Source organism: Urinicoccus timonensis (genome assembly GCF_900232945.1).
Lineage (GTDB): Bacteria > Bacillota > Clostridia > Tissierellales > Peptoniphilaceae > Urinicoccus > Urinicoccus timonensis.
Genome location: NZ_OCTU01000003.1, coordinates 1 through 16571, shown reverse-complemented (window position 1 = coordinate 16571; position 16571 = coordinate 1). Strand labels below are relative to the sequence as shown.

16 protein-coding genes and 1 pseudogene are annotated in these 16571 nt (G+C 43.5%); 4 read left to right on the top strand and 13 right to left on the bottom strand.

Annotation, left to right across the window (positions count from 1 at the left end):
* Positions 1-4: 4 nt before the first annotated feature.
* Positions 5-1822, bottom strand: a complete 1818-nt coding sequence (gene typA, locus CS898_RS05435; RefSeq protein ID WP_009430355.1) for a translational GTPase TypA — start codon at positions 1820-1822, stop codon at positions 5-7.
* A 192-nt stretch (positions 1823-2014) separates the two neighbouring features.
* Here typA and CS898_RS05430 point away from each other — a divergent pair, with 192 nt between their 5' ends.
* Positions 2015-2572 (top strand): TetR/AcrR family transcriptional regulator, encoded by a 558-nt coding sequence (locus CS898_RS05430; protein ID WP_099208396.1) that lies wholly within the window; start codon positions 2015-2017, stop codon positions 2570-2572.
* Positions 2559-3608: a DUF2871 family protein gene (locus CS898_RS05425; RefSeq protein ID WP_009431594.1), complete on the top strand. Its 1050-nt coding sequence runs from the start codon at positions 2559-2561 to the stop codon at positions 3606-3608. The genes CS898_RS05430 and CS898_RS05425 overlap by 14 nt, the downstream gene beginning before the upstream one ends.
* Positions 3609-3671: 63 nt before the next feature.
* On the opposite strand, the gene CS898_RS05420 is transcribed toward CS898_RS05425, so the two are convergent.
* On the bottom strand, positions 3672-4052 hold the full coding sequence (locus CS898_RS05420; protein WP_039880833.1) for an ATP-binding protein: 381 nt from the start codon (positions 4050-4052) through the stop codon (positions 3672-3674).
* Between the two features lie 207 nt (positions 4053-4259).
* Between CS898_RS05420 and rd the strand changes: the two genes are divergently transcribed.
* A complete protein-coding gene (gene rd, locus CS898_RS05415) occupies positions 4260-4421 on the top strand; it encodes a rubredoxin (protein ID WP_009430350.1) in 162 nt (53 codons plus the stop codon).
* Between the two features lie 71 nt (positions 4422-4492).
* On the opposite strand, the gene yihA is transcribed toward rd, so the two are convergent.
* The 10 genes from yihA to CS898_RS05365 all read right to left on the bottom strand — a co-directional run bounded on the left by yihA (position 4493) and on the right by CS898_RS05365 (position 15255).
* Positions 4493-5092 carry a ribosome biogenesis GTP-binding protein YihA/YsxC gene (yihA, locus tag CS898_RS05410; RefSeq protein WP_009430725.1) on the bottom strand — a complete coding sequence of 200 codons (600 nt, stop codon included), beginning with the start codon at positions 5090-5092 and terminating at the stop codon, positions 4493-4495.
* Positions 5079-7427, bottom strand: coding sequence for an endopeptidase La (gene lon / locus CS898_RS05405; protein ID WP_099208395.1), 2349 nt, complete (start codon positions 7425-7427; stop codon positions 5079-5081). Before lon ends, yihA begins: the two co-directional genes overlap by 14 nt.
* A 15-nt stretch (positions 7428-7442) precedes the next feature.
* On the bottom strand, positions 7443-8702 hold the full coding sequence (gene clpX, locus CS898_RS05400) for an ATP-dependent Clp protease ATP-binding subunit ClpX (protein WP_099208394.1): 1260 nt from the start codon (positions 8700-8702) through the stop codon (positions 7443-7445).
* Between the two features lie 9 nt (positions 8703-8711).
* Positions 8712-9296, bottom strand: a complete 585-nt coding sequence (gene clpP / locus CS898_RS05395; RefSeq protein WP_009431515.1) for an ATP-dependent Clp endopeptidase proteolytic subunit ClpP — start codon at positions 9294-9296, stop codon at positions 8712-8714.
* Positions 9297-9340: 44 nt separating this feature from the next.
* Positions 9341-10678 carry a trigger factor gene (gene tig, locus CS898_RS05390; RefSeq protein WP_099208393.1) on the bottom strand — a complete coding sequence of 446 codons (1338 nt, stop codon included), beginning with the start codon at positions 10676-10678 and terminating at the stop codon, positions 9341-9343.
* A 68-nt stretch (positions 10679-10746) separates the two neighbouring features.
* Positions 10747-11148 (bottom strand): hypothetical protein, encoded by a 402-nt coding sequence (locus tag CS898_RS05385; protein ID WP_099208392.1) that lies wholly within the window; start codon positions 11146-11148, stop codon positions 10747-10749.
* Positions 11149-11156: 8 nt separating this feature from the next.
* Positions 11157-11378 carry a YdbC family protein gene (locus CS898_RS05380; protein ID WP_099208391.1) on the bottom strand — a complete coding sequence of 74 codons (222 nt, stop codon included), beginning with the start codon at positions 11376-11378 and terminating at the stop codon, positions 11157-11159.
* 99 nt (positions 11379-11477) lie between these two features.
* Entirely contained in the window at positions 11478-11753 is a 276-nt protein-coding gene (locus CS898_RS05375) for a metal-sensing transcriptional repressor (RefSeq protein ID WP_099208390.1), read from the bottom strand.
* A complete protein-coding gene (locus tag CS898_RS05370) occupies positions 11750-14257 on the bottom strand; it encodes a heavy metal translocating P-type ATPase (RefSeq protein WP_099208389.1) in 2508 nt (835 codons plus the stop codon). The genes CS898_RS05375 and CS898_RS05370 overlap by 4 nt, the downstream gene beginning before the upstream one ends.
* 65 nt (positions 14258-14322) lie before the next feature.
* The gene (locus CS898_RS05365) at positions 14323-15255 is read right to left on the bottom strand and encodes a pseudouridine synthase (protein WP_099208388.1); all 933 of its coding nucleotides are present in this window, start codon (positions 15253-15255) and stop codon (positions 14323-14325) included.
* A gap of 82 nt (positions 15256-15337) precedes the next feature.
* Here CS898_RS05365 and CS898_RS05360 point away from each other — a divergent pair, with 82 nt between their 5' ends.
* The gene (locus CS898_RS05360; protein ID WP_099208387.1) at positions 15338-15952 is read left to right on the top strand and encodes an endolytic transglycosylase MltG; all 615 of its coding nucleotides are present in this window, start codon (positions 15338-15340) and stop codon (positions 15950-15952) included.
* Between the two features lie 274 nt (positions 15953-16226).
* On the opposite strand, the pseudogene tnpA reads toward CS898_RS05360, so the two are convergent.
* Positions 16227-16571, bottom strand: a pseudogene (tnpA, locus tag CS898_RS05355) (IS200/IS605 family transposase); the annotation flags it as partial.

Genomic DNA, 16571 nt, shown 5'->3' with positions numbered 1-16571 from the left:
AATTTTATTTTCTTTTTGATGCCTTGTAGCGTCTACCTGTATCTAAAATCATTTTTCGGATTCTAAAGTCCGTAGGTGTCACTTCAATCATTTCATCATCTTCAATAAATTCAATGGCTTGTTCCAAGGACATAAGGACTGGTGGAGATAGCTTCAAGGCATCATCACTACCAGAAGCCCGGACATTAGTTTGCTTTTTGGTTTTGGTAACACTGACTTCCAGGTCAATTCCCTTGGGACTTTCCCCCACAACCATTCCTTCGTAGACTTCCTTACCAGGTCCGATGAATAAGCTACCCCGTTCTTGGGCATTGTTTAAGCCATAGGCACTGGAAACCCCGGTATCGTAAGAAATAATGGACCCAGTTTTCCGGGTTGGAATGTCTCCCTTATATTTTTCATAGTCCTTAAAGACAGAGTTTAAAATCCCACTGCCCTTGGTATCGGTCATAAATTCTTGCCGGTAACCAATAAGACCCCGGGCAGGTATTTCAAAGGTCAAACGAGCATATCCTCCGGAGGGTTCTGACATGGAAATCATTTCTCCCTTTCGGCGGCCAAGCTTTTCAATGACACTTCCTACAAACTCTTGTCCCACATCAATGGTTACAAGCTCAATGGGTTCAAAACGAGTTCCATCAACTTCCTTAAAGAGGACCTGGGGCTTGGATACGGAAAATTCATAGCCCTCCCTGCGCATGTTTTCAATTAGGACAGACAGGTGGAGTTCTCCCCGGCCAGAAACCTTAAAGGAGTCTGTGCTATCTCCATCTTCTACCCGCAAGCTGACATCGGTTTGCAGTTCCTTAAAGAGCCTGGACCGAAGTTGTCTAGATGTGACAAACTTTCCTTCTTGGCCAGCAAAAGGAGAATCGTTGACCCGGAAGGTCATGCTGATGGTTGGTTCAGAAATTTTATTAAAGGCAATGGCTTGGGGGTTTTCAAGATCTGTAATGGTATCCCCTATGGAGATGTCTTCAATTCCCGCAATAGCCACAATGTTTCCACTTGTCCCTACTTCCGCCGGGACTCTTTCCAAACCTTCAAATTCAAAAATCCCTGCAATCTTCACCTTTTCCTTTTTGTCCGGATCTTGGTGGTTGACAATCAAGGCCTGGTCATTTGCATGGATGGTCCCTTGGCTGATGCAACCAATCCCAATTCGTCCCACATAGTCATTGTAGTCAATGGTGGAAATCAAAAGGGCTAAGGGCTCGTCATCCTTGTCTTCCGGTCCAGGAATATATTTTAAGATGGCCTCAAACAAGGGCTCCATACTTCCTTCCCGGTCTTGGGGATCCAAACTTGCATAGCCATTTTTAGCCGATGCATAGATGAAGGGGAAATCCAAGGCATGGTCATCTGCCCCTAGTTCAATAAATAGGTCCAAAATTTCCGCTTCTACTTCACTGGGTCTAGCCTCGGGGCGGTCAATCTTGTTCATGCAGACCAAAACAGGTAGTTTTAAATCAAAAGCCTGCTTTAAGACAAACTTTGTTTGGGGCATGGGGCCTTCATAGGCATCCACCAAGAGAACAACCCCACTCACCATTTTTAAAACCCGTTCCACTTCTCCACCGAAATCGGCATGGCCAGGTGTATCTATAATATTAATCTTCGTATCCTTGTAGTGGACAGCTGTATTTTTAGAAAGAATGGTAATCCCTCTTTCTTGTTCAATATCCCCGCTATCCATGACTCTTTCACGCACTTGTTGGTGTTGGTGAAAGACTCCTGATTGTTTTAGTAGTTGATCTACCAAGGTTGTTTTCCCATGGTCAACATGGGCTACGATTGCTATATTTCGTATATTTTTCGTCATCGAACTCCTCTTTTCTTTTATATCTTCACCCATTATAGCAGAACTTGCCCAAAAGAAAAAGGTGTGGGGCCCATGGATAAGGGCTTTTCTTGCCTTTTATCCATTTTTTTTAATTTTTTCTCAATTGACAAAAGACCTAAAAAGTATTACTCTTAAAGGGTAATGACACAGTGTCACTTTTAGGAGGCTTTTATGGCAAAATCTACTTTTCACCACCTAGACCAGGAAAAACAAGGGCAAATTTATGTCCTTTTAAAGGAGTTTTTTGAAGAATCAGACTTAGAAGATATCAACGTTTCTGCCATCGTCAAAAAACTCGGTATTGCCCGAGGGTCTTTTTACCAATATTTTGAAGACTTGGCAGACTGTTATTTTACTGTTTTACAAAAAGCAAGTGGCCAAATCCACCATGAATTTATCCAGCTTCTTCAAAAAAATAACCAGAACTTGGAGGAAACCCTCTATGCCTACAGGGACTACCTGGTGGACCAACTTTATGAGCAAAATTTAAAAAATCTCTACCGGGCCAAGTTTTTTCTTTTCGAAGGCAGCTTTATCTCCCATGGCAAGGCTTCTTTAAAAAAATCTTTAAAAGAAGAAGACTACCAGAGGATGCTCTTTCTCATGGCCGTTTTCCATCAACTGATCAAAGAAAGTATTACAGAAAATTATGATAAAAATCGATTTACCAGCACTTGCAACTTATATATTTTATGGTTACTAGGAGGTCTTTCTCATGCAAGCATTTGAATTGTTTTTTGATAGCCTTTATCTTAGTTTTGTCCTCTTTATAGGCATCCGGATGCTCTTAATCAAGGACAAGTCCAGCCCACTTTTGGGGTCTATGACCCTACTTTTAGGCCTGGGAGACTCCTTTCACTTAATTCCAAGAATTATTTCCCATGCTATGCTAGACGGCTTTGACCTAAACCAAGGAGCCCTTTTCTTTGGAACCCGGATTTCAGCCCTGACTATGTCTGTTTTTTACCTCCTCCTCTACATCTATATTCGTAAAGAGGGGGACCATACAAAAAAAGATTGGCGGTCTCTAAATATCCTGGTTTACGGATGCTTTTTAGTCCGGGTGGTAACCGTCTTCTTATCTTTTAAACAATCCCAGACCATGGACCTTATTTCAAACATTCCCTTTGTCCTTATGGGCCTGGTAGACTTTATCCTACTTTGGAAAGAAAGGGACCGGTCTTCCTTTAGCCACCTGGCCATTTATGTTTTCTTTAGCTTCTTATTCTACATTCCCGTTGTTCTTTTTAAAAATACCTACCCCCTTATTGGCATGCTCATGATGCCAAAAACCATTATGTATGTCCTAGTGGTCATTAAGCTCTATAGAAACATCAAAAAAGACTTTGTGGAAAAGGACATGGTGGACTTTGCTGTTGCCTATTTATTCTTGGGAATTTTCGCCGGAGCCCTCTATCGGGAGTTGGGAAAGATTTATCCTCTTAGTCTCTATTTTGCCCGACTCCATACCCACCTGATTGTTTTGGGCTTTTTAGTCCTGTCAATTTTTTACCTCTTACTTAGAGATAAGGGTCTAGACAAGGGCTCTTTGGGAAAGCTTGTAAGAATTTTTAATTTTGGCATTTACCTGAGTTTTTCCTCCTTCTTCCTCCATGGGCTTGTAGACCCCTATGATCCAGCCCCTCTTGTAAAGACCTGTCTAGCCGTAACCAGTGGACTGGGGCACATCCTCTTGACTTTGGGAGCTGTCCTCCTTTCCTTAAAGGCCTTGAGGGCCTTGGAAGAAAGAGAAAGACCTGCTTAAGGCCTTTTACAAGAAAAAGCCAAACCTCCCCTAGATAAGTTAAAAAGATTTGGCCCACATTTTTTAAATTGTTTTTATAACAATAATTTCATTTCCATTTAATTGGACACCATCACTTAAGGCCCGGACAATTTGTAGGCCCCGTCCATTACACTTCATATTTGTCCCACAGTCTTCTTCCACATCAATGCCAGGTCCCTCATCTTGAACCTGGATCCTAAGGCAATGACTGGAATAATCAATCCCCAAGGAGACATACTTATCTCTGTTGAGTCCATTTCCGTGAACAACACCATTCATCAACAGCTCTTGTATGATTAATTTAATATCGAAAGACACCTCTTCATCATAAATTAAACTATGAAGTGACCGAGTTGCTAAGTTTACAAACTCTTTGGCACAATGGATGTCACTTGGGACTGAACCTGCGAAAATATAGTTCATCCCCCTCACCCCTATTCAATCGTATTATTAGAACATATAGAACTAATTTCCTTTATATTCTACCCAATAAAGCAAGAATTAAACTTTTCCTCTTAATTTCAATAAATTATCTGCTATTTTTTAATAAGCTATTTACAAAGTCCTGTCTTTTAGGTATGATAAATATATCAATAGAAAGTATTTCATCAGATGAAAGGAGAAATGAACATGCAAAAATATGAATGTCAAGCATGCGGTTATATTTATGACCCACAAGTAGGTGACGAAGACAACGGTGTTAAACCAGGTACTGCATTCGAAAATCTTCCAGAAGATTGGGAATGCCCACTATGTGGAGCTTCCAAAGACGAATTCGAACCAGTTGAATAAAAAAATTAAAGCAGTCAGGCTTATAAGTCTGGCTGCTTTTTTTATTGGTTCTATTTTTCCACAAGCTGGGTCTAGATGACACCATAAAAGGCCAAAAGGTCTTCTAAAATCTCCCCTGTTTCTTGGATCAGGTCCTGGTCCTCTGTACTAAAGGGCAAGATTTCCTGTTCTTCCGGACATCCTAAGCTGGTGTGGATTTTTTTCAATTGTCGGTTTAATTGGTTTTTGGACAACTTGTCGGCCTTGGTGGCAATGACAATGCCAGAAAAACCATTATCTACGATCCATTGGTACATCTCCCGGTCTTGGCTGGTAGGTTCAATCCTAGAATCCACCAAAAGAATAATTTCAATGATATTGGACCGGTTGGCCAGGTAGCCTTCAATCATCTGGGCCCAATCATCTCGCATGGCCTTGGATACCTTGGCATATCCATAGCCCGGCAGGTCTACCAGGCGGAAACAATTGTCAATCCGATAAAAGTTAATGGTCCTGGTCTTGCCGGGTTTTGAAGAAGTATAGGCCAGCTTCTTCCTCTGGGTCAAGGCATTGATAAAACTGGACTTACCAACATTGCTCCGACCTGCAAAGGCAATTTCTTTCAGGTCGGTTTTGGGATACTGTTTAGGACCTACAGCCATTTGCTCTAGGCTTGCATCATTTATTTTCATGGGCGTCCTCCACAGCTAGGTCCAAAATTTCTCGAACATTCTTAACCCCAATAATTTCTAGAGGCTTGGTGACTTCTTCATCAAATTCTAAGAGGTCTTTTTCATTTTCCTTGGGGATAAAGACCCTCTTAATGCCTGCCCTTTGGGCGGCCAGAAGTTTTTCCTTTAAGCCACCAATGGCCAGGACTTGCCCTCTTAGGGTCACTTCTCCTGTCATGGCAATATCCCGGTAGACGGGCTTGTTTAAAATCGCCGAGTATAGAGCCGTAGTAATAGTCACTCCTGCAGAAGGTCCATCCTTGGGAACGGCCCCTTCTGGTACGTGGATGTGAAAATCATGGCTGTAGCGGAAGTCCTTAAGGTCTTGGTCCAAGCTGGTCATGAGATAGGTCAAGGCCGTCATGGCTGATTCCTTCATGACATCCCCCAGCTTTCCGGTTAAGAGAACCTTGCCCTTGCCCTGACTAATGGTTACTTCCACATCCAGGGTCACTCCCCCTACTGGGGTCCAAGCAAGACCTGTAACCAAGCCCACTTCATTCTTTTGAGAGAGTGGGTTCTTAAGAAACTTCTTTTGTCCAGCAAAGTCACTTAAGTTCCTCTGGCTTACAGAAATTTTTTCCAGCCCCTCTTCATTCATCTTTAAAAGACCCCGGCGAATAATCTTTGCCAGTTCCTTTTCCAAGGCCCGGACTCCTGCCTCCCTGGTATAAAATTCAATTAAGGAGTCAATCACTGCGTCGGTTATCTTAAAGGATTTTTCCTCCAAGCCTGCATTCTTTAAGAGCTTGGGAACCAGGTATCTCTTGGCAATTTCTTTTTTCTCATAGGGAGTATAACCCGATAAGTGTAAGATCTCCATCCGGTCTTTCAGGGGACCCGGAATGGTTGACACACTATTGGCTGTCGTAATGAAAAATACCTTGGATAGGTCAAAGGGAAGTTCTAGATAGTGGTCACTAAAACTATTGTTTTGCTCCGGATCCAAAACTTCCAGCAAGGCACTAGCCGGGTCTCCTTGGTAGCTGGAAGAAAGCTTGTCAATTTCATCCAATAAGAATACAGGATTATCCGTCCCAGCCTTTTTAAGCAAGCTGATGATTTGCCCCGGCAGGGCCCCTACATAGGTTCTGCGATGGCCCCGAATGGCGGCTTCATCCCGAACGCCTCCTAGGCTCATCCGAACGTATTCTTTATTTAGGGCCCTGGCAATACTTGATGCAATACTGGTCTTACCCACTCCAGGTGGTCCCACCAGACATAGGATGGGCCCCTTGGCTGAAGGATTAGCCAGTTGCAAGGCGATAAATTCTAAAATTCTTTCCTTGACGTCCTTTAGGCCATAGTGGTCCTGGTTTAAAATTTCCCGGGCCAGGGTCAAGTCTGTATTGTCTTGGCTTGTTTCCTGCCAGGGCAGGTCTAAAATCCAATCCAGGTAATTTAAAAGTACTGTATATTCCGGAGAAGCTGGGTTAATTTGTTGGAGCTTTTTCAATTCCTTAAGGCCCTTGTCCCTTACTTCTTGGGGCAGGTCCTTTTCCTTGAGCCTGGTCCTATATTCATCAACCAGGTCTCCTCCATCTTCGTCCCCATTGAGTTCCTTCCGGATAACCTTAATTTGCTCGTTTAAAAAGTATTCTCTTTGGACCTTGTCCATATTTTCCTTGACTTGGTAGTCAATGGATTGTTGGATCTTGGCCAATTGAATTTCCTTAACCAGAATTTTATGAAAGGCCTGTAACTTCTTTTCCAGGTCCTGTTCCACCAAGAGGGTCATATTGTCCTCTGTGGACAAGTCCAGGTAGCTGGCTGCCATCTCGACGAAATCATCCAGGTTCCCCAAAATCAGAGAGGGGTCCAAAATCCCTGCAAGGAGTCTTGGACTTAAAGTTATATATTGGTTTAGGTCTTCTTCAATTAACCTTTGATAGGCTTCTTTTTTCAAGGGGTCTGAAATCCCCTTTACCGGTAAAGTTTTAATAAGGCCACTTAAGGGATTCGATTCTTCTAATTCCATTAATTGGCCTCTTTCCTCACCCTCTACCAGGACCCTTAAAAGCCCTCCCGGCAGCTTGATTACCTGCTTAATTCGGGCAAGGGTCCCTATTTCATATAGGTCTTCCTGGTTGGGGTGCTCTATATCAATTTGTCTTTGGGCTAGGAGAAAAACTTTACCATCTTTCTTTTGGGCTTCTTCCACTGCCTTGATGCTCATGGGTCGCCCTGCATCAAAATTAGATATTGTTTTTGGAAAAATAACCTGCCCTCTTAGGGCGATGATTGGCAGCCTTTCCATTTCCTGGTCCAGGTCTGCCCCTAACTTTTCTTTTTCCATACACTCTCCTAAATCTTATTTTTCTTTATATATTTTTTTAGGCTTGTCTTGTCCTAAGATACTTTCCTTGGTGATAATGACTTTTTCCACGTCTTCTTCCGAGGGAAGCTCGTACATCAAGTCCATCATGGATTCTTCAATAATTCCCCGAAGTCCCCGGGCTCCTGATTTCTTTTGAATGGCCAAACGGGCAATTTCCTCTAGGGCGTCTTGGGAAAATTCCAAGTCCACATCGTCCATTTCAATGAGCTTTTGATATTGCTTAACCAGGGCATTCTTGGGTTTTACCAAGATGTCCATTAGGGCCTTTTCGTCTAATTCTTCCAGGGTCACTACCACAGGAAGCCGGCCTATAAATTCAGGAATTAAGCCATATTTAACCAGGTCTTCTGTTTGAACCTTGGCTAAAAGTTCGCCCAGGTTCTTGTCAGACTTTTTAATATCCGATCCAAAACCAATGCCACTTTTACCCATCCTGGACTCAATGATCTTTTCAAGAGAGTCAAAAGACCCTCCCAGGATAAACAAGATATTGGTGGTGTCCACCTCAATAAATTCTTGGTTGGGGTGCTTACGACCACCTTGAGGCGGTACATTGGCCACAGTTCCCTCTATAATCTTTAAGAGGGCCTGTTGGACCCCTTCCCCACTGACATCTCGGGTAATGGACACATTTTCAGACTTCCGGGCAATCTTATCAATTTCATCAATATAGATAATCCCATGTTCAGCCTTTTCAATATCATAGTCTGCCGCTTGGATTAGCTTTAGGACAATATTTTCAACATCTTCCCCTACATAGCCGGCTTCTGTCAAACTGGTTGCATCAGCAATAGCAAAGGGAACATCTAAAATCTTGGCCAGAGTTTGGGCCAGTAAGGTCTTACCAGATCCTGTGGGCCCAATCATGAGGATGTTACTCTTTTGCAATTCCACATCCCCTACCTCTGCTGTCATCCGTTTAAAATGATTGTAAACGGCTACAGCTAGAGATTTTTTAGCCCTTTCTTGTTGGATGACATATTCGTCTAAGATCTTCTTAATGGCCTTGGGGGTTGGAAGGTCTTGGACTTCAGAAAAAGAAGTCACTCCCTCTTCTTGGTCCAAGTCCTCCAGGTGGTTGTCCATGAGTTCTTGGCAAACTTCTACACATTCATTACAAATATTGACCCCGTCTCCGGCAAATAATTGGTCAACTTCTTTATTGCTTTTACCACAAAAAGAACAAAAAGCTTCTTTTGTTCTTTCCTGGTCCTTCATATTTTCATCTGACATCTAGACACCTCAAACCCGTGAACTAACGACCTTGTCGATTAGGCCATAATCTACAGCTTCATCGGCAGTCATATAGAAGTCACGGTCTGTATCCAAGTCAATTTGTTCATAGGACTTTCCTGTCCGGTCTGACAGGATCCTATTTAGTCGTTCCCTGGTCTTTAAGATTTTTTCCGCATGGATTTTAATATCCGAGGCTTGACCTTGGGCTCCTCCAAGAGGTTGGTGAATCATAATGTCCGCATTTGGCAGGGCATATCTCTTGCCGATGGTCCCTGCTGCCAATAAAAAGGCCCCCATGGAAGCTGCCATTCCGATACAAATTGTGGAGACATCGGGCTTGATATATTGCATGGTGTCATAAATAGCAAAACCTGCACTGACAGATCCTCCAGGACTGTTGATATAAATTTGAATGTCCTTGTCGGGATCTTCTGATTCTAAAAATAACAGTTGTGCCACGATTAAATCGGCCATGACATCATTGACTTCTCCACTTAAGAAGATAATTCTTTCCTTCAAAAGTCTTGAATAAATGTCATAAGACCTTTCTCCACGATTTGTTTGTTCTACAACCATTGGTACTAATGCCAAATTTATCACCTCATCTATGATCTGCAAAGAATCCGCAAACCACCTTATTCTTGGTCATCTGCTTCTTCTTTGTCGTCTTCTTTCTTTTCTACTTCTTTTGCATGTTCAAGCAAGAAGTCTACTGCCTTACGGTAGGTTAAGTCTTGCTTCATCCGGTCATCATTGCTGTTGAGCATAAATTTAACCATTTCTTCTTTTTGTTTTTCGTCTTCGCCGAAATACTTGTCTGCAATTTCTTGAGCTTCTTGTTTGATTTCTTCTTCAGTCACTTCAAAGCCTTCTTGGCGGACAATTTCATCCATGGCTAGACGGGTAATGACTACTTTTTCTGCATCTTCTTTTAAAGAATCTCTAAAGTCTTCCATATTGGTGTTGAGCATGGCCAGGTATTGGTCCATGGAGATACCTTGTTGTTGGAAGTTTTGTGAATAGCTGGCTACCCGGTCATCAATGACTCTTTCCACCATAACTTGGGGTAGGTCAACCTTGGTAATTTTTACCAATTCTTCCATCAATTCTTCTTCTCGTTTTTGACGAGCATAGGACTTGTTGGATTCTGCCAGGTGTTCCTTAATGTGGTTTTTATATTCATCTACTGTGTCAAATTCACTGATGTCCATGATGAAGTCATCGTTGATTTCAGGAAGTTCTTCCTTGGAAATAGCCTTTAGGGTTACTTCAAACACAGCATCCTTGCCTTCTAGTTCCTTGGCTTGGTATTTTTCAGGGAAGGTTACATTGACATCAAAAGTTTCGCCAATTTCTTTTCCCATAATTTGTTCTTCAAATCCTGGAATAAAGGTACCAGATCCTAATTCTAATTCTTGGTCTTGGGCAGATCCGCCTTCAAATTCTTCCCCGTCTACACGACCGATATAGTCGATAGATACAATATCTCCGTCTTCTGCCTTCCGGTCATCAATGTTGACCCGTCTTGCATTCTTTTGACGTTCTTGTTCTAAACGAGTATTGATTTGGTCTTCAGTTACTTCTTCAGAGACCTTTTCAATTTCTAACTTTTTATAGTCGCCAATTTCTACATCAGGGCTTACTTCAACTTCAATTTTTACTTCCACGTCTTGACCAGCATTGTATTCATCAATCGTAACTTTTGGTTGGTCAATAACATCAAGCTCTAATTCTTCAATCTTTTCTTCATAGACCTTTGGAAGCACTTCATTAATGGCATCTTCTACAAAGAAGTCCTTGCCATACATGTTTTCGATTAATTTTTTGGGAGCCTTTCCCTTCCGAAAACCTGGAATATTAAAATATTGTTTATTCTTTTTGTAAACTGCATCTTCTGCTTTTTTTACTTCTTCTGCTGGTAGGTACAAGCTAAACCGTACCGTATTATTTTCCTTTTCGTAACTTTTATCCATTTTCATCCTCCATTTTGCATATTAACTAACTAATTATACCATAAGCCCATTTTAACAACAAGAAAGACCTAGGTTCGAACCTCAAACTCCTCATGACAAGACTTACACGTTACTCTTATCTTACCTAAATTCTTAGGTGCACGCAAGGATTTATGGCAATTTGGACAGGTAAAATAGGCATAATTCTTATCCTTTTGTTTTTTCCTTAAATTTTTTCTAAGAGGCAAGGACATCTTACGAAACTTTTCATTTTCCAGCCTTCTCAAGGCCACATTCCCTGACAGGGCCCTGTAGACAAAAAAGACAAAAAAAGCAATGGCAAAGGTAGATAAAAATCCAGCCAGCTTGACCTTGTCGTAACTTGCTGCCAATCCCTGTAAGATGGATATGACTAGAGAAGCCAAGATAAGAAATTTGTTTAAAGAGTCCATGCCATAGCGACTTCTGATAAATTTTTTAAATCGATCCATGGGTCCTCCTAATCAAGGTCTAAGGAGTTGAGCAAGTCTCTCAAGGCGCGAACTTCCTCCTTGGATAGGGTAATCCCCTTGGCCATTTTTTCATGGTCTGGGGCCCATTGTCTTAAGTCATACTTGCCTTCTTGGTCATTGTAAGAAACAATATTTAACTCCTTGGTCCAGCCACTGGCTGACTCCGATAGGACACCTAAGGATTCTAACAATTCGTATTTAAAAGCCATTTTTCCCTCCATCTAAACCAAAAGAGCCCGTAGGCTCTTTCTTCTTATCTTAACTTTACTCTTTATTTGTCTCCAGGTCAAGAAATACTTGACCAAAGACTAATTCTTGGCCAATTGTTTAATAATGGTCTTGATTTCCTTCAACTTGACATCCAGGTCCTCTTGGTCCTGGACCTGGATGGACTCCTTGACACAATGGTCAATGTGGGCCGTTAATAGGTCCACCTTGACCCGGTTCAAAATACTTTGGGTTGCTGAAATTTGGTGGGCAATGTCAATACAGTAGCGGTCCTCTTCAATCATCTTTAAAAGACCGTCTAGCTGGCCCCGAGCAGTTTTAATCAGGCGACTGGCCTGGATGGGATCACTTTTCATGAAACCACTTCATAGCCAGCTGCTTGGATGGCATCCTTTAGGTCCTTGATGGAAACTTCATCTGGATAGGAAATAGTTACTTGTTTTTCTTCCAAGGACACTTCCCCCTTGACTCCTTCAAGAGCTTCCAAAGCCTCTTCTACTCTCTTTTTGCAATGGCCACAAGTCATTCCTTCAACCTTTAATACAATTTGATTCATAGAATCCTTCCTTTCTATTTTTTCATCAAAACTTTCTCGAACAATACTTTCTTTCTTGGACTCTTGGTCCACTGGCAGGGTCTTGGCCTTAAAGGCATTGAGTCTCAGGGCATTGGTCACCACAAAAAGACTGGACATACTCATGGCAAAGGCCGCAATCATGGGGCTTAAACTCAGGGAAAAGCTGGGGTAAAAGACTCCCGCAGCAATGGGAATCCCAATGACATTGTAGAAAAAGGCCCAGAATAAATTTTCCTTGATATTTTTCACCGTAGCGGCACTCAGGTCCCAGGCATAGACAAAGTCTCCCAGGTCAGAATGCATTAAAACCACATCGGCCGAGTCAATGGCAATATCTGTTCCAGCCCCAATGGCCACTCCAACTTCTGCCCGAGCCAAGGCCGGAGCATCATTGATTCCATCTCCCACCATGGCCACCTTGCCAGATTTTTGTCCTTGGCGAACCTGGCCTTCCTTTTGGTCCGGGAAGATCCCGGCTACAATTTCATCCAGGGCCAGGTCCTTGGCAATGGCTTGGGCTGTCAGGGCATGGTCTCCCGTTAACATGACAGTTTTCAAGCCTCGGGCCCTTAATTGGTCAATGGCCTCCTTGGACCCTTCCTTGATCTGGTCAGCTAGGGCCACTGCTCCAAGAAACTTCCCTTCCTTGGCCACATACAAGAGAGTTTTCCCCTCTTTAGATCGACCTTCCAGGTCATCCAGGTCCTGAATTTCTATGGAAAAAGCATCCATTAGCTTTTTATTTCCTAAAAGGAGCTGGCCAGAGGCAAAATCCCCCACCAGACCTTGGCCCAGGATGTTTTGAAAGTCAAAATCTTCTTTTTCTCCCTGGACTTCAGGCAAATAGTCCACCAGGGCCTTGGCCAGGGGGTGTTCCGACTGGCCCTCTAAAAGAGCAATCCTTTCCTTCTCCTGGTCCAAGCCCCCATAGTCAATCCAATCCACTACCTGGGGTTGACCCTGGGTAATGGTTCCGGTCTTGTCTAAAAAAACTTCCTTGACCTTGTGGAGTTCCTCCAGGGCCTCAGCGTTTTTAAACAAGATTCCCTTCTTGGCCCCCATACCTGTTCCCACCATAATGGCCACAGGCGTAGCCAGGCCCAAGGCACAGGGACAGGAGATGACCAAAACGGCAATCATCTTGCCCAGGGCAAATTCCAAGCCATAGCCCAAAAGCATCCAAACTAGAAAAGTCAGCAGGCTAATGGCCATAACAGCCGGCACAAAAATCGAAGAAATCTGGTCCGCCAACTTGGCAATAGGAGCCTTACTAGCATTGGCATCCTTTACCAGGGCAATAATCTTATTGATGGTGGTTTCTTCCCCTACCCGGTCCACCTGGACTTCAATATAGCTCTCCAGGTTGATGGTAGCGGCCAAAACTTGGTCTTTGACCCCCTTGTCCACTGGGAGACTTTCTCCCGTTAGGGAAGATTGGTCCACCGTGGTCTGACCCTTAACAATCACCCCGTCTACAGGGATAGATTGGCCAGGCTTGATTAAAACCAAGTCCCCCAACCTGACCTGGTCCAGGGGAATGGTTTCTTCCACGCCATCCCGTCGAACCGTAGCCAGGTCTGGCGTTAAGTCCATGAGCTGGTCAATGGCCCCGGTAGTCTTGGACTTGGCCCGGGCTTCCAACCACTTACCCATGGTTATCAAGGTTAAAATCATCCCCGCCGATTCGAAATAAAGGTCGTGGTGGTAGCGGGCGATCCTGTCCATATCCTGGTAGGAAAAACCATAGGCCAATTGGTAGATGACAAAAAGTCCATATAAAAAGGCCGCCCCAGATCCCACAGCCACTAGAGAATCCATAGTGGGTCGTCTGTGGGCCAAAGCCTTAAAGCCTGAAATAAAATACCTCCGGTTGAGGATTAAAATCGGCAAAGTCAAAAGACATTGACTCAGGGCCAAAATCAAACTGTTTTTCATTCCTTGGAAAAAAGGAAAAGTCGGCAGCCCCATCATGGGTCCCATGGCTATATAGAATAAGGGAATTAAAAAAATCAAAGAAGAGAGAAAAGACCTCTTTAAGTCTGCTGCTGGGTCTTCTTTCGTCGGACTAGCTCCTTCCCCTTCTTGGTCCCTTACCCCATAGCCTGCTGATTGGACAGCCCGGACCACCTCTTGTCTTAGATCCCCTTGGCTCTCCACCAGCATGTCCCCTGTCAGAAGGTTGACCGAAACCGATTCAACCCCCTCCAGGGCCTGGACACTTTTTTCCACTGCATTTTGACAGGCTGAGCAGGTCATGCCTGTTACAATAAATTTTTCTTTCAATACCTACACCCCCTCTGGGTATTATTATAAGGGAAAAAGTCCACTTTTGCAAACTTTTTCTAATCTTATAATTTTTCCTTGTAGTCTTGACCCAGATAGTCCCGGGCAATCCGGTCCAATTTTTCTGGAATAGGGCTGGTAAAAACCCGGTCCTTTAAATAAGCCAGATCTCCCTTGGTGTGGAAGATGACCTGGTAGTTATGGAGCCATTGACCCTGGCCCCCGTCCCCGTACTTCTTGTCCCCCAAGATGGGGAAGCCCAAACTTTGGAGGTGGTAGCGGATTTGATGGGTCTTGCCCGTCAAGAGGTTGGCATCCACCAAGGAATAGTCCCCGGAAATCACCGGACTAAAAATCGTCTCCATGGCCAAGTCATCCCCAGCCACCATCTTATTTTTTTCCTGGATCTTCCTTCCAGACTTGGTCACCCGGGTTTGGTCCTTAAAGGTCCCCCGAACCAGGGCATAGTAGTGTTTTTCAATCTCCCTGTCCTGCATGGCCTGGTTCAAAAGTCTCAAGGCCTGGGCATTTTTGGCCCCAATTAAAATCCCCGAAGTATTCCGGTCCAGCCGGTTACAAAAAGCCGGAGTAAAGGTCCTTTCCAGCCTGGGGTTGTAGTCCCCCTTTTGGATCAAATAAGCCACCAGGTCATCCACCATATTACCCTCCCGGCAATCCTTGGAAGAATGGGTCAACCGGCCTAGGGGCTTGTCCAGCAAGATCAAATTGTCATCTTCATACAAGACCTTGACCCCTTGGCCTACAAATTTTTTTCTATCCCTCATAAACTTATCCAAAGTTTCATCAGAGAAAAAAACCTTAACCAAGTCCCCTTCTTGGACCATATCCTGGGGAGAGGCCTTTTTCCCATTCACTGTAATATTCTTTTTTCGTAGGGACTTTTGTAAAAGCCCCTTGCCTGCTCCCGGCAAAAGTTTAGCCAGGTAGCGGTCCAACCTTTGGTCGGCATCATTTCGATCAATCCTAAATTCCTTCATTGTTTCCCCTTAGTGAATTTTTTGTTATAATAGACCTATAATTAATTATTATAACAGACAAAATATAGAAAAGAGGAATATTATGAAATTTAGTCAATGGATGTCCCAGGCCCTGGTCCACATAGGCCGGATCCTGATTACCCTCCTGATCCTATCCATCTTCTTAGGCATTGTCTACCTGGGAATCGGAAACCTCACCAGCCGGGCCCACCTATCCAAGGCCGCCACTCCTGACATAGTAGAAGAAGAAATTGAAGCCCCCAAGGGGAAAGAAATTAGCCTGGAAGGCGATGTCAATGTAAAAACCGTTGCCGACACCCTCTTGGCTCAAGGCATCATTAAAGACAAGGCCAGTTTCATCCAAGTCGCTACAGAAATGGGCGTCTATAACTACTTCGTCCCTGGAGATTTTACCATCCCCCAAGATGCCACCGTCAAGGAAATGATCCATATCTTAACCAAGGACAAGCTGGCTAGCCTACAAGATATCAGCGTAACCCTACCCAGTAATGTCACCAATGAACAAGTGGCCGACATCCTTTTGGCCCAAGACCTCATTGCCAGTAAACCCGCCTTCGTCCAAAGAGTCAAGGCCCTGGGAGTCCAAGGCCAATTCAAGCCTGGCACCCATAAAGTTTCCTGCCCCATTAAAGTCGATGATTTAATTAAAACCCTCTGCCAAGAAGTGGAACAATAAAAATAGCCAGTCGGGAAAACCGACTGGTTTTTTGTATGGTTTGGATGAATAAAAACAATTGTAGGGGCCGGCTTGTCCGGCCCTTATTGATAATCAGAAGATATAATATATAGAACAAAAACAATAACCATGATTCCCCCATATCAACATGTTCCCCCCTTGCAATAAGAATCCACCGGCGTAGTCGGTGGTTTTTCTCTTGCGGCCCAAAGGGCCTTTTTTACTAGCTACGTCTCAAGGGCGCCTGTGGTTTACCACACGCAATTTTTACTTGCTACCCCTTAAAGGGGTCTAAGTTGTCCATTGTTACTTGTCCACTTAATTCATCTTCTTTAAGTTGACTTTTTATATATTCTTGGATTGCTTTTGTGTTTTTACCGGCTGTATCTACATAATATCCTCAACACCAAAATTGTCGCCCTCTATATTTATATTTTAAGCTTCCCCATCGTTCGTAAATCATGATGCTACTTTTTCCTTTTAAAAATCCCTTAAAGCTTGAGACGCTTAATTTGGGTGGTATCTCTAAGAGCATATGCACATGGTCTGGGCAGACTTCGGCTTCTATTATATTTACTTCTTTCCAACTACACAATTCTCTTAAGATTGCTCCTATCTC

What these genes read in the sequence shown, in the direction of transcription:
- clpX (WP_099208394.1), bottom strand. Translation starts at nt 8,702, where the DNA reads ATGTCAGATGAAAATATGAAGGACCAGGAAAGAACAAAAGAAGCTTTT.
- CS898_RS05365 (WP_099208388.1), bottom strand. Translation starts at nt 15,255, where the DNA reads ATGAAGGAATTTAGGATTGATCGAAATGATGCCGACCAAAGGTTGGAC.
- yihA (WP_009430725.1), bottom strand. Translation starts at nt 5,092, where the DNA reads ATGAAAATAAATGATGCAAGCCTAGAGCAAATGGCTGTAGGTCCTAAA.
- typA (WP_009430355.1), bottom strand. Translation starts at nt 1,822, where the DNA reads ATGACGAAAAATATACGAAATATAGCAATCGTAGCCCATGTTGACCAT.
- CS898_RS05375 (WP_099208390.1), bottom strand. Translation starts at nt 11,753, where the DNA reads ATGAAAAGTGATCCCATCCAGGCCAGTCGCCTGATTAAAACTGCTCGG.
- CS898_RS05430 (WP_099208396.1), top strand. Translation starts at nt 2,015, where the DNA reads ATGGCAAAATCTACTTTTCACCACCTAGACCAGGAAAAACAAGGGCAA.
- lon (WP_099208395.1), bottom strand. Translation starts at nt 7,427, where the DNA reads ATGGAAAAAGAAAAGTTAGGGGCAGACCTGGACCAGGAAATGGAAAGG.
- CS898_RS05380 (WP_099208391.1), bottom strand. Translation starts at nt 11,378, where the DNA reads ATGGCTTTTAAATACGAATTGTTAGAATCCTTAGGTGTCCTATCGGAG.
- CS898_RS05420 (WP_039880833.1), bottom strand. Translation starts at nt 4,052, where the DNA reads ATGAACTATATTTTCGCAGGTTCAGTCCCAAGTGACATCCATTGTGCC.
- CS898_RS05425 (WP_009431594.1), top strand. Translation starts at nt 2,559, where the DNA reads ATGCAAGCATTTGAATTGTTTTTTGATAGCCTTTATCTTAGTTTTGTC.
- rd (WP_009430350.1), top strand. Translation starts at nt 4,260, where the DNA reads ATGCAAAAATATGAATGTCAAGCATGCGGTTATATTTATGACCCACAA.
- tig (WP_099208393.1), bottom strand. Translation starts at nt 10,678, where the DNA reads ATGGATAAAAGTTACGAAAAGGAAAATAATACGGTACGGTTTAGCTTG.
- CS898_RS05385 (WP_099208392.1), bottom strand. Translation starts at nt 11,148, where the DNA reads ATGGATCGATTTAAAAAATTTATCAGAAGTCGCTATGGCATGGACTCT.
- CS898_RS05360 (WP_099208387.1), top strand. Translation starts at nt 15,338, where the DNA reads ATGAAATTTAGTCAATGGATGTCCCAGGCCCTGGTCCACATAGGCCGG.